Source organism: Rhodothermales bacterium, assembly GCA_017643395.1.
Taxonomy (GTDB): domain Bacteria; phylum Bacteroidota; class Rhodothermia; order Rhodothermales; family UBA10348; genus JABDJZ01.
On sequence record JAEPNP010000005.1, the window covers coordinates 370,616 to 383,717 of the forward strand.

At 61.4% G+C, this 13,102-nt stretch carries 8 protein-coding genes; 3 read left to right on the top strand and 5 right to left on the bottom strand.

All coding sequences use genetic code 11. The annotated features are described in order from the left end of the window. Positions 1-6: 6 nt before the first annotated feature. The 3 genes from JJ896_16025 to JJ896_16035 form a co-directional block, all read right to left on the bottom strand. Entirely contained in the window at positions 7-3,600 is a 3,594-nt protein-coding gene (locus tag JJ896_16025) for a PAS domain S-box protein (protein MBO6781163.1), read from the bottom strand. 93 nt (positions 3,601-3,693) lie between these two features. Then, positions 3,694-4,872 carry an HDOD domain-containing protein gene (locus JJ896_16030; GenBank protein ID MBO6781164.1) on the bottom strand — a complete coding sequence of 393 codons (1,179 nt, stop codon included), beginning with the start codon at positions 4,870-4,872 and terminating at the stop codon, positions 3,694-3,696. A gap of 3 nt (positions 4,873-4,875) precedes the next feature. Continuing rightward, positions 4,876-6,159: a response regulator gene (locus tag JJ896_16035; protein ID MBO6781165.1), complete on the bottom strand. Its 1,284-nt coding sequence runs from the start codon at positions 6,157-6,159 to the stop codon at positions 4,876-4,878. A gap of 344 nt (positions 6,160-6,503) precedes the next feature. Here JJ896_16035 and JJ896_16040 point away from each other — a divergent pair, with 344 nt between their 5' ends. After that, entirely contained in the window at positions 6,504-7,169 is a 666-nt protein-coding gene (locus tag JJ896_16040) for a response regulator transcription factor (GenBank protein MBO6781166.1), read from the top strand. A gap of 23 nt (positions 7,170-7,192) precedes the next feature. Here the strand turns inward: JJ896_16040 and JJ896_16045 are convergent, their stop codons facing one another. Together JJ896_16045 and JJ896_16050 are read right to left on the bottom strand one after the other, a co-directional pair. Further along, positions 7,193-7,999, bottom strand: a complete 807-nt coding sequence (locus tag JJ896_16045) for a hypothetical protein (GenBank protein MBO6781167.1) — start codon at positions 7,997-7,999, stop codon at positions 7,193-7,195. A gap of 171 nt (positions 8,000-8,170) precedes the next feature. Continuing rightward, positions 8,171-8,533, bottom strand: coding sequence for a nuclear transport factor 2 family protein (locus tag JJ896_16050; protein ID MBO6781168.1), 363 nt, complete (start codon positions 8,531-8,533; stop codon positions 8,171-8,173). A gap of 255 nt (positions 8,534-8,788) precedes the next feature. On the opposite strand from JJ896_16050, the gene JJ896_16055 reads away from it, so the two are divergent. Further along, the gene (locus JJ896_16055; GenBank protein ID MBO6781169.1) at positions 8,789-10,261 is read left to right on the top strand and encodes a serine hydrolase; all 1,473 of its coding nucleotides are present in this window, start codon (positions 8,789-8,791) and stop codon (positions 10,259-10,261) included. A gap of 60 nt (positions 10,262-10,321) precedes the next feature. Then, entirely contained in the window at positions 10,322-13,102 is a 2,781-nt protein-coding gene (locus JJ896_16060) for a hypothetical protein (protein ID MBO6781170.1), read from the top strand.

Consider the following 13,102-nt stretch of genomic DNA (forward strand, 5'->3'; position numbering starts at 1 on the left):
AGCGGCTCACGCAGCCCGAGACGGATCTGCCTCCATGGCGGTCAACGGCAGGTGCATGATGAATCGTGTACCGCGTCCAGGCTCCGACTCCACCTCGATGTGTCCCCCGTGACGGCTTACGACAACGTCGCGCGCGATGGACAGTCCCTGGCCCGTACCTTTGCCCACGCCCTTGGTCGTAAAGAAGGGATCAAAGATGCGTGCCCGCACCTCCTCCGGCATGCCGCAGCCATTGTCCTCGATGGTAATCACGGCACTATCGCCCTCCACGCTTCCTGACACGACGATTCGGCCCTCGCGACCAAGTCCCTCCATGGCGTGCGCCGAGTTGACGATCAAGTTCAGGAAGACCTGACTCAGCTCGGAGGCGACGCACGGCACGAGAGGCATGTCCTCGGGGAACGCAAACTCGACCTCCGCAAGTTCTTTCCAGGAATTGCGACTTACCGATGCACTGCTGCGAGCCACTCTTTCAATGCTCGCCGCAGCCTTTTCCTTGGCTCCGGGATGTGAGAATTCCTTCATCGCTCCTACGATCTCGGTGATTCTCGCGAGGCCGTCCAGCGATTCCTCAATAGCGGCAGGTATGTCCTCCAGTAGTGCAGCGAGCTCGATCCGGTCGACAAAAGCCTCGATGCGTCCGACCGCTTCGTGAAGGTCCGCACTCGGGTCCTGGCGCTTGGCCGTGAGTTCTTCAAGCCGTTCTCCCAGTTCCTGGATGTCTTCTACGCACTCCTGCAGAAAGCTGGTATTGGACGAGACAAACTGGACCGGCGTATTGATTTCGTGAGCGATGCCGGCTGCGAGCTGACCGATCGATTCCAGTTTCCCGGCCTGAGCCAACCGCCGCTCGAGGCCCTTTTGGCGGGTGATGTCGGTCAAGACACCCTGAACGGCGATCACCTCCCCATCCTCGATCGTTGCCTTCTCCGAAACCCGCAGCCAGTGGTGTTGTGCTCCTTCTCCCACCCGGTATTCGCGAGTGCGCGATTTGCCTTTGCCTAACGCCAGCGCGTTGAGTTCCTCCTCGTCGCACTGCAGGAGCACGGAAAGCTTCTCGCCTACCAGAACGCTCGCGGCCACGCCGACAATGGGCTCCACGGCCGGGCTGATGTAGGTAATCTGGCCGTCGGGCGTAGTCGAGAAGATGACGTCGTTGACATTTTCAACCAGATAACGAAACTGCTCCTCACTGGCTCTGAGTGCATCCATGGCGGTTCGACTGCGGTCCATCTCATCCTGGAGCTCGCCGGTTCGTCTCTCGATGATTTCGACCAGCCGCTGCTTGGCCGCCAGCGCCGATCGCGTCCGCATCGTGACAAAGGCATGCACAAGGGCCGCCAACCCAATGAGGCAAGCCACTCGGAACCACCATGTAGCCCAAAACGGGGCCTTGATTAGAAAAGACAGACGATCCGCCGTGTCCGGCCAGATTTCCCCGTCCGGAGACGACTGTACCTCGAACGTGTAGTCTCCGGACGGCAGGTTCGAGTAGGTAGCCGAATTGGCGCTGCCTGCAGGTGACCAGCTATTCTCAAAGCCCAGCAGACGGTAGCGGTGTACCACTCGGTCAGACTTGTAGCTGAGACCGACAAAGTCGAATGTGAGGTGGTTGTCCGCATAGGACAGAGCCGGGCGAACCGGGAGGCCGCGGGCGTCCAGGGCACCTTCCCAACTGGGCGTATCGAACTTGATACGCAGTCCTGTGATTTGGGTAAGTGGTCGCTCCACGCTGGACCCTTCCTGGGATGGGTTAAGGACGGAGACACCTCCCACGTCGCCGAACCACATGCGGCCCTGTTCGTCCTGCCAGGCCGCATGCAGATTTGCCTCGATACCCGTATAGCCTTCGGCATGTCCGAAATTGTCGATGGAAACCTGACCCTCTTCATGGTATCGAGGAAGATCAATGCGATTCAGGCCATGATTCGTGCCGATCCATAGTCCGCCTTCCCGGTCCACCTTTGAAAAGAGGATGGCCGGATCGGAAAGCCCGTCAGTTGTGCTCACAGTATCGACAATGGCTGATTTCAGGTCCCTGTCGGGGTCGAACACCACCAACCCTCCGCCGTGCGTGCCGGCCCAGATGGATCCATACCGGTCCTGATGAAAGTTGAGGACGAATGCATCAGGGAGGCCATTCGCCTCGCTGTAGAGGGTCACCTCACCGGACGGTTCGATGATCCAGAGACCGTCCTCTCCGCCAAGCCAGATCCGGTCCTGTGCGTCCACCATGGCGGCATACTGCGAGACGCCCAGCTGGGCCTGGGGTGCAAGTGGCGTCAGCACTCCCCTTTCCATTCGAAACGCGCCAAAACCGTTTGTCGCAACAATGAGCCGACCCCGAGAATCTTCGGCGATCTGCCGCACCTCTGCCAAGGTGTGCCCGGGCGCCACCGGTAGCGGGGTGACGCGTCCGGACTCGCCCAGATAGCCGACCCCTTCACGTGTGCCAACCACCAAGCGACTATTGCGGTCACGAAAGAGGTACCGCACTGCGCTACTCTCCACACCTGCCCGGCCAGACAAGTCCTCAAAGGAGCCCTTGCGGAGCCTCATAAGACCGCCCTCCAGCCCGAACCAGGTAGTTCCGGTTTTGTCTTGGGCGATGCTCCAAACCGTTCGCCCGTCAAACTGGCCCGCGGGGATGTGAAGGAATCGGCTCGGGGCGTAGGTCACGAATCCGCGCCCGCTGGTACCAAAATGGATGCTCCCCTCATGGTCCTCGGCCAGCCCCCAGACGGGTACTCTCCGCACTTCGGACCCGGCGAGTTCTTCAAAGCGTGCACCGTTCCAGAATGCCGCTCCCTGATCTGTGCCGACCCAAAGTCGACCGGAGCGGCTAGAGAGTAGCGCCCTCACAGATGGGTGGGGGAGCCCATCGCTCGAAAGACCGCGCATGCGTTCGCCGTCATAGACGACGATACCCGCTGTTGTGCCGATCCACACCGTGCCGTCCTCGGACTCGGCGAGCGCTTCTACAGACGCACCCTTAGCTACGCCGGACGGACTGAAACCGCGGTGGTCGCCCTGTGCCTTGTAGTGCAGCAGTCCTCCCATCGCAGTGCCCACCCACAGTTCTCCCTCGCGCGTGGTCAGCAAAGCTCTAACGGCCCCAACCGGCAGAAAGCCTTCCGGAGTGACAAATCGTTTGTCCCGGGAGACAAACAGTCCGCGCTCGCTGCCGGCCCAAACGGCCCCGTTCCGTCCTACAGCCAGTGCGTACACTTCGGTGTCGTCCGGCAGGCCTTGGACGATCTCGACCCGACGCCCGTCAAACCGCGCAACTCCCCTGGAGGTGGCCATCCAGATGGCCCCGTCGGAGGTCTCTGCGATGTCGTAGACCACGTTGTCGGGCAGCCCGTGCGCGGTGGTAAACTCCGAATAGCTGTTGCCGTCGAAGCGGGCGGCACCGCCTCCGCGGGTAGCGACCCAGAGGTATCCACGGGCGCTCTGGTGCACATCGTACACCTGAGACTGTGGCAGGCCCTCGTCCACAGAATGCTGAATCAGCATCGCCTCCTGACCCACAGCGGGGGATGCCGCCAGGGTCAAAGCAAGACAGTGGAGGGCTAAGGCCCAGCGCTGGAGTCGACGCATGACATTGGAAGTTGTCGGCTCAGGTGCCCGGCCGGTGGGTGGCCGGGCACTAGAGCCGCTTGGAGGGATTCGGAGGCTGCGGGCATAGGGCGCTCACGCCGCATGGCCAAGACGGGGTAGGAACTCGCGCTTCCAGCTTGCGAGCCTGCCGGCCAGTCCGACTCGATCGAGGTACTCGCAGTCCGGTAGAAATGAGGCGCCCTGTGCCTCCGCCTGAAGGGCCTTTGCCGTGTGTAACAAGGCTAGCGGTGTGACCGTCTGGGCCCCGGATTCAGATGGCGTTTGCCAGAACGTGACCGCCTCGACCACCGGGTCCGGGATGCCCCAGATTTCGAGCAGTCGACCGGCGATCTCGGTGTGCGTCAGCCCGAAGGCCTCGCGCTCGACATCCGACAGGCCACGCCCAGAGTTCTCCGACTCCGTCACCACCTCGCGATAGGCGTCGGGGTAGCTTTCGGCCAGCAACAGTCGCCCCGCTTCATGAGTAAGCGCCGCCAGACAGGCCTGGTCCTCCGGAACTCCCGGCACACTGCTGGCGAGATCCCGCACGATCGCCGCCGTCTGATAGGCAGTCTGATGCAAGGCTCCGACGGCCGAGGACTCGGCCTGGCTAAACAGCTTGTTGGATGCAACCAGACCCTTGACCGTGCCCAGTCCGAGAAAGCGCACCGCCTCCAGTGGGTCGCTGAGAGACTCTGCCAAACCGAAGTAGGAGGAATTGACGAACTGGAGCAGCTTGGTGCTAATCCCGATGTCCTTCCGCACAATTCGGCCCATCACCTCGACGTCTGATTCGCCCGCCGCCACGGCTGCAGTCAGCTGCTCGTAGGCGCTGGGCAAGCTGGGAAGTGAGTCCACCTTCAGAATCAGGTCCCGGATCGCCGGTGATTCCAGACGTTGACGTACAGCCAGCGAGCGGTGGATATTCTCGACCAGGGTCTCCCGGTCGCACGGCTTTGAAAGAAAATTGTGCGCCGGCCCGACAGCGCGTAGAAGCGCCTCCTGGGTCGCGTACCCCGAAAGAATGATGCGCACCACGCCCGGATTCTCCCTTCTGGTGATCTCGAGCAGTTCGGCGCCGCTCATGCCCGGCATACGCATGTCCGAGACCACCACGTCGAAGGGCGCTTTTGACATTTCAGCGATCGCCTCCTCCGGGCCCTCGACGAAGGCCATGTCCCACTCGGACCGCATGCGTCTGAGCAGTCTGCGAAGGGATGTCAGGATGTTGACTTCGTCATCAACGAAGATGATGCGTGTCGGGACACTCATGATCTAGGCCTGTTGCGTTATGATGATGTGTGTCGGAACCGTGTTGGTCTGGCCCAGCTTGCGGATTCGCTGGACGTCCTGCTCTTTCAGCAGGTGGCCCTCAGGAGCGACCACCTTGCCATCGAGGCTTCGGAAGGTTCGTGCGATTTCCATTCCGGGCTGAAGGTTGAGAATGTCGACGCTGGTCAGGCCCGGCGAGGGTACCCAGGCGTCTTTGCTCACCTCCTCAATCAGGACAGCGACGACGAGAGGGTCAAAATCCCTTGAGGTCAGCTTGCGGACCTCCTCCATGGCCTTCTCCTTGGAGGCCGTATTGTGATGACCCGCGCCATACAAGGCATGGTCAAATGCGTTCGATACGGCGATAATTCGGGCCCCAAGCGGGATTTCTTCGCCTGACAGCGCACCTGGATAGCCTCGTCCATCGAATCGTTCGTGATGCGCAGCAACGCACTGCGCTACGTATTCCAGGCCGGGCACGGAGGCAACGAGTTCCGCACCCACCTGAGCATGTGCGAACGCAAGCTCTGGATCCAGACTCCGGCTTCGGCCCGTCTTGAGCTTCCCGATGTCGTGCAGCAGCGCCGCGTGGCAGGCAGCCCGCGCTTCCGCCTTGACCAGGCTCATGCGCTCGACCATGGCCTTGACCAGGTCGTGCACCCGTTTGCAGTGTTCTCCCAGAACGGGGTCTGCCCAATCCATCATGGCGACCATGGCGGCGGCTGACTGAGCGGCCGCCTCCCGAATCGTGCGCTGCGCCTCGGTCAGCTCCATGTTTGACTTCTGGACCTTGGCGCTCAGCTTCCGATTGTATTCGGCGAACCGGAAGTTCTGGGCCTCGGTCTTTTCCCGAGCCTCCCGCTGCATCGCGAGTTCGCGCCGCTTGTTGAGGGCTGCCTCGATGGCCTCTTTCAGCTCTGAGTCTCCCCAGGGCTTCTGGAGGTATTTGAAGATGCCGGACTTGTTGATGGCCGAGGCCACATCCTCCGGGTCTGCCTGCCCGGTCAAGAGAATGCGCATCGCGTCAGGAGCGCGCATTTTAGCCTCAGCCAGAAACTCATGCCCCGGTATGCCGGGCATTCGCTCGTCAGAAATGATGACCTCGAAAGTCTGGTCCTCGAGCAACTCCAGCGCCTGCTCCGGAGTGTCGATGATGGTCACATCGTACAGCTTCCGGAGCTGGCGCCTGATCGCCGACAGGATATGGGGTTCATCGTCCACGCAAAGCACACGTGGACGTGCCTCCCGCTCGAGCTTTGGGGAGCCTGATGTTGGAGCGCCGTTCATAAGACTGAAGGCGATTTGGGGGGGGGTTGACTCCTGCTGGTATCGAACGGTGTGTGCCAGCCCAAATAGGTAGCGATACGTATTTGCATCTACAGTTTTTAGGTACTCAATCGCCATATGCCTACAGATTTTATGTAGTTCGACCAAGTGTTTTCTGACGCCCGGCCAGTTTTTTACGTAGGAATACCCATGTCGACCGGCAGCGACCCGGGTATCCTGGCGAGAGATAGCCATCCCTGATTTGTCTCCCCCATACCTGGACCGCTTTCCCTCTGGCGGTCGACACGTCATCGAGCAGGCACGGTGTCGTCTGAGGCCTAACCAGTCAAGGCCTCCCCTACAGCATGAGCTTCCGAGTCGTCGTCGCAGACGCGCACCCCGTGGTGCGCAGAGGGCTGCGTGCAATGCTGGCGGATGCGCCGGCATTCGAAAAAGTTCTGGAATGCGCCTCCATTGAGGCGGTGCGAGAAGCCATTAAGGCCGAGGCGCCTGACGTGCTCATTCTCGACCCTTCGCTTGGTGGTGGAGCCGGTCTGGAGCTTATCGCGGAGATCAAGTCCAGCTCGGATACCCGGGTGCTTGTGATTTCCACATTTGAGGAGCGGGTCTATGCCCTGCGCGTGCTGCGAGCAGGCGCGGCCGGGTTCTTGCCGAAGACCGCAACCCAGGATCGCATTGTTGAAGCGTGCGAGCGGGTTGCCAAACGTAAACTCGCTTTTAGTGAAGCCGTGCTCTCCGCACTGGTCAACCAGTCGTCGACCATTGGCGGTGAGCCCGAGGAGATTCTCTCGAATCGGGAATTGGAGGTGTTCACACTCCTAGGTCGCGGGTTGTCACCCCAGGGGATCTCGGACTGCCTCAGTATCGCGCTGGCCACGGTCTACAAACACGTGGCGAACATCAAGGAAAAACTGGGCGTGCCGGCCGGAAGCGGACTTACACACTACGCTACCATGTGGATTCTTGAGGGCCGTGCGCGTCCCGGTTCGGGATCCGTAGCGGCGGCTTGAGTGCGACCCGAGGCGGCCTCTGACTAGACGCGTGCCGGAAGGCTGATCGTCACCTTGGTGCCCGCTCCCGGCGCAGTCCCGACATGCACGCTGCCCCCGAATTCCCGGACCGTTTCGCGGGCAACCGCGAGCCCAAGCCCCTTGCCCTCGGGTTCGTCGCGGGTCGTAAAGAACGGCTCGAACATGAGTGCCCGGGTGTCGGCATCCATGCCGACGCCATCATCCTTGATGCTCACGTTTACCGTCCCGGCTTCGGCCCACGTCCGCACTTCTACAGTGCCGTTCTCCGGGATTGCGTGAGCCGCATTCAGAAGAATGTTGACGAACACCTGGCTCAACCGAGTTGAATTGCCGGTAACGGGTGGCAACTCACCAAATACCTTGACCACGGTGCAGTGGTACTTCAGCTCGTTGTTGACGATGAGCAGCGCGCCGCCCACACACCTGTTTACATCCAACGCCTCCGTATCCGGCGAATCATTGCGGGCGAAGACTTTCAGCGCAGAGACCAGCTCTGTGGCGCGATCGGCACCTGCCATGGTCTCTCGTAGCATGTCCTCTGAGTCCTCGATGATGAACTCCACGTCATGCTCTTCCCAGTCATGCTCGATGGCGTCGAAACCCGGTGGGGGAACTGCACCGTCACGCATCATCGCGTCACAGGCTGCCCGGTACCGTGAGACGAGGTCCGTCAGGGCCCCGGTGTATTCGGTGAGGGTTTCAATGTTGGCTCGGATGAACCCAAGAGGATTGTTGAGCTCGTGGGCTACGCCGGCCGCAAGCTTGCCAAGTGAAGCCATACGTCCGGGAGCAGCGTTGTGGGATTCCATGGTCGTGGTAGGGGATGCCAGGGGGACCGTTGACCTCGACGGTCGTGGTGGTGGGTTCCCCGTGGTATCGCGCCACCGAGCGTGTACTAAAGCCTGTTTTGCGTTCCAGACGTCACAAAAAAGGGCCGCAACACGTAGTGCTGCGACCCTTCGGGCAAAATCGGGACGGCGTTACCCCGGCATGTTATAGAAGAACCTCTCTTCGACGATTTTGCCGTCCTTCCAGGTCTGTACGGCGACCTCTTCAAACAGCATCCGGCCTCCCTGCTTGAAAGTCACGTCCGTTTGTGACTGAATGAACGCGCTTCCCGTCTCCTCATTGACGCCCCATGCCGGATGGGCGCCCCCATGGATTTCTTCGACGGTGGACATCCAGTCCGCTATGCGTTGCCGCTGGTTATCCTTCCCATGGAAGGTATCTCCGTTGGCTTCGGTGATCTTGATGTCGTCCGCGTAGTACTGCTCGAATGCGTCCATCATCTGGCCGCTGTCACACTTGTTGACGAAATCCTGGACGTTGTCTTTCAGGCTCATTGTGCTTTCGGGTATGGTGGGTAATGGCATCTCCGCGCGCCTCCGATGCCGCGACCACTGTACAAATGCCCCGGTATAGGTGCAATATATGTGCGCGGTTATTTCTGCGTGCCCTTTCCGGCCGCCAGGGTTGCCGGACGGAGCCACAACCCCTGCACCAGCCACAAAACTTTTAATGATTTAAGATTTTTTGCTCCGTCACCGTAACCGGCACTTCCGCAGACCGTAGCGCCCGCAAGCCCAACGCCTCGTGCCATGCGCCCCCTTTTGATTCTGCTTGCCCTGCTGTCAGTGTCCTGCCGCCAGGCTCACCATCCTCAACAGGCGGCAATTGACCGCGTGGTGCGCGCCGCGTTCGCGACTGGCGGATCTGCAGGTCTTGGAGTTTCCATCGTACAGGGGGACGAGGTGATCTACGAAGCCCACCTGGGGCTTGCCGACGCATCGTCCGCGATTCCAGTGACTGAACAGACGCTGTGGTACATCTCCTCCACCTCCAAGTCCCTGACCGGGTTTGGGCTTGCGCTGCTGGTGGAGGACGGCCTCGTCGATGCAGAATCGCCCATTTCGGACTACTTGCCCGACGCTGAGTGGCCCTCGGGCTACGACGCGGCAGGGAGTACGGTCGCCGACTTCCTCGCCCACACACACGGCCTCGGAAACGGACCGCTGGTGCTATCGGCGGCATTTACGGGCGAATTTCCAGAGTCCGATTTTCCGCGATTGCTGCAGTACAACACCCCGAGGGAGGATCGCTCGCTGGCGTACAGCAACCTTGGCTACAATGTCGCGAGCATGGTCATTGAGCGGGTCACGGGCCTGTCCTGGAAGTCCTTCCTTGACGAGCGCGTGCTGAGCCCCGTCGGTATGCGTGACACGCATGCCCGCACATCGGGCATCAATCGAGATCGCATCGCAAAGCCCCATCGAGTCCTGGTGGACGGATCCCTGGCTACGATGCCCTTCGTCAAGACGGACAGAACCATGAACGCCGCGGGCGGCACGTTGTCCACCATTGGCGATTTGACCCGCTGGGTGCGCGTCCAGATGAATGGTGGCATGCTGAATGGCGACCGGGTGTTTCCTGCCGATGTCGTCGCGAACGCCCATCGCATTCTCCGCCCCCAGGACCGCCAGTTCGCCTTCTTCCAGCGCGACGGCTGGGGCATGGGCTTCGACATCGGCAGCTACCGGGAACAGCATATGGTGAGTCGCTTCGGCGGCTATCAGGGGACCCGGTCTCACATTTCGTTCCTGCCCGAGGCGGGCATCGGCGTGGTGGCCCAGGTCAACGGACCCGCCGGTTCGGCCATCACAGACATTGTTGCCGCCTACGCATTCGATGTGCTGCAGGGCCGTGCCGACGCCGATTCGCTGGCAGATGCGCGCATCGCGGAACTCGCCGCCCAAACGGCTGAGCTTCCCGATCGCGTGCGGCAGTTTGAGCAGATCCAGGAGCAGCGCGACCAGCCACTACCGCACCCCTTGACCGCGTACGCGGGCAGTTATCAGGACCCCGCACTCGGTGTGGTGGACGTAGAGACGCGCGGGGACACCTTGTACATGCACTGGGGCGTGCTCTCCGGCCCGATGACCGTCTTCGACGCCACTACCAACGCGATGCGCCATGAATTGCTCGGGGGTGGATCGGTGGCTCGATTCGTGTTCGATGGACAGGACACAGCCACGGCCATCGAGATGTTCGACCGCAGGCTAACCCGGAGGTAGCCCAGGTGCATTCCGGCGCGAGCGTGGGGATATTGACTCCCCACTCACCCCTGAATGCGCATGCGCACGCTTCTTCTGGCCGCCCTCGTCGCGGCCACCGTCCCGCTCGACCTGATCGCCCAGCAGACCATGGACGAGGAGTACGCGGCGAAAATCGCCGAATACACGACCGACAAGCGGTTTCTCAACCACTGGGTCGACCACCTTCCCGTGTCCGATGCGGTGCCGAGTCCGCTGGAACACTTCGGCACCATCGTCGGCGCGCCCGGCATTCTGCACTACACCGATGAGATCTATGGCTATCTGCGGGCCGTAGCCGACGCCTCACCACGGGTCTCGGTTCGAACCATCGGTACCAGTGAGGAAGGGCGTGAAATGGTTGAGGTGATCGTAACCAGCGAGGCAAACATGGCCGACCTGGAGCAGAATCGCCTCAACCTGAACCGGCTTGCGGATCCACGCGGTGTCTCGGAGGAGGAAGCGGCCGAACTGATTGCCTCCACCCGGCCCATCTACTACATCACGGCCGGGCTGCATTCACCCGAGACTGGCAGCCCGGAGATGGTGATGGAGCTCACCTACAGGATGGCTGTGAGCGCATCGCCCATGATCCAGGCGATTCGGGACAACGTGATTCTCATTTTCACTCCCGCCGCCGAACCAGACGGGCGAGACCGCATCGTCGACATTTACCGCTACCGCGCCGACCATGAGGGTGTGGGTCCGAGCCTGACCTATTGGGGTGCCTACGCCGCGCACGACAACAACCGTGACGGGTACGGTATGGCACTGAACCTGACCCGCAACATTCTGGGCAGCTTCAACCATTGGAAGCCGCAGCTCATGCATGATCTGCACGAGTCGGTGCCCTACCTCTACACATCGACCGGGCTCGGGCCGTACAACGAGTGGATTGACCCGATCACGGTGGACGAGTGGCACAACCTGGCGTACGAGGAAGTCTCCGAGCTGACTCGGCGGGGCATGCCCGGCGTGTGGACACACGCGTTCTACAACGGCTGGGCGGCCAACTATCTCATCTGGATGGCCAACACCCGAAATTCAGCCGGCAAGTTCTACGAGACCTTTGGCAACTCCATTCCCGAGACGGTCGAGCGGGAGTTGTCGTCGCGGTCCACCAGTCGCCAGTGGTACAGACCGAATCCACCACTGGAGAAGGTGATGTGGAGCCTGCGCAACAATACCAACTACATGCAATCGGGCGTTCTGGCTGCACTTCGATACATGGCGGACAACTCCACGGAGTTCGTCGAGAACTTCTGGATCAAGTCCAACAATTCGCTCGAGCGTGGTCGCACAGAACCCCCGTTTGCCTGGATCATCCCGCGTGACCAGGTACGCCGTGCCGGCGTGACCAACTTCGTGAATCTGCTGATGGATCAGGGTCTCGAGGTGCATCGCGCCGATGAGGATCTCAGCTGGAACGATGAGGGAGCTGCCTCGGCCGGCGACTACGTGGTGCGGTCCGATCAGCCCTACAATACCCTGGCTCGCATCCTGCTGGAGGAACAGACCTTTCCTCGCGGTGCCAACGCGCCGTACGACGACACCGGGTGGACGCTGCCCCTGGCCCACAACGTGGACGTGCACCGAGTGAAGGACCAAGCCGTCCTTGATGCGCCGATGACGCTGCTCAGCGATCATGTGTCACACAGCGGCGGCATCGACGGTCGCGGGCGCTGGCTGGTTGTGAACCACACCACCGATGACAACATCGCCGTGCTTCGATTTGAACTGGGCGCCGACGTCGAGGTGCTCGCGGCAGAGCAAGCCTTCGAGCACGGAGACCATCGGTTCAATGCAGGATCCTACATCATGCGCGGTCCGGTGGACGGCCTGGAGACCCTGGCCGATGGGCTTGGCGTAGAGGTTCGTGCCTTCAGGGACAGGCCGGACGTGCCCACCCACGTCGTGGAGGTGCCCCGGGTCGGATTGATCCATACCTGGACCTCCACGCCACAGGACGCGGGCTGGTGGCATTTTGCTTTCGACGAGATCGGCATTCCGTACGATTACCTCTCCGAACAGGACCTTGCCGGAGACCTTTCCGGCTACGACGTACTCATCCTTCCCCGGGCACGGTCTTCCAGTCAGGCTCTTGTGGCCGGCAACAGCCGGGTAGGGCCCGCCCTGCCCTGGATGCCTTCGGAGGACTACCCGCACATCGGCAAGATCGATCAGACGGACGATCAGCGGCGCGGCATGGGCTATGACGGCCTGGGCAATCTGGCTTCGTGGATTCAGGACGGCGGCGTTTTTATCACCTCGGGCTCATCGTCCGCATTCCCGATTGACATGGGCATCACGCGACGGATTTCCATCCGGGATACCCGCAACCTGCAAGCCCGGGGCTCGCTGGTTCGCACCACCGTCGAGGATGCCGCAAGCCCTATCACCTACGGGTATACCGGAGACATCCCGATGTACTTCAGCGCGGGGCCTGTGTTCAGCGTAAACACCTCCATGGGCGATGCGCGCACGCCGGATTGGTACAAGGATGCCGCCTGGAGCGCCGAGGTGCCTCGCACGGTCGTCTCCTTTGCCAAGCGAGACCTGCGCATGTCGGGGATGTTGACCGGTGAGTCCGAACTGCAGGGCACCCCTGCGGTTGTGAACGTACCCGTCGGGCTGGGGCATGTCGTGCTGTTCGCCGGTCGCCCCGTGAGACGCTGGAATACCCACGGAAACCACGCGCTGGTCTTCAATACCATCCTCCACTGGAACGACCTGCGCACAGGCTGGCCGGAGCGGCCGGGCGACGATGACGAGGAAGGCGAATCCGACGATGCCGGACTGTTGGAGTGGACCAAACACCACTGA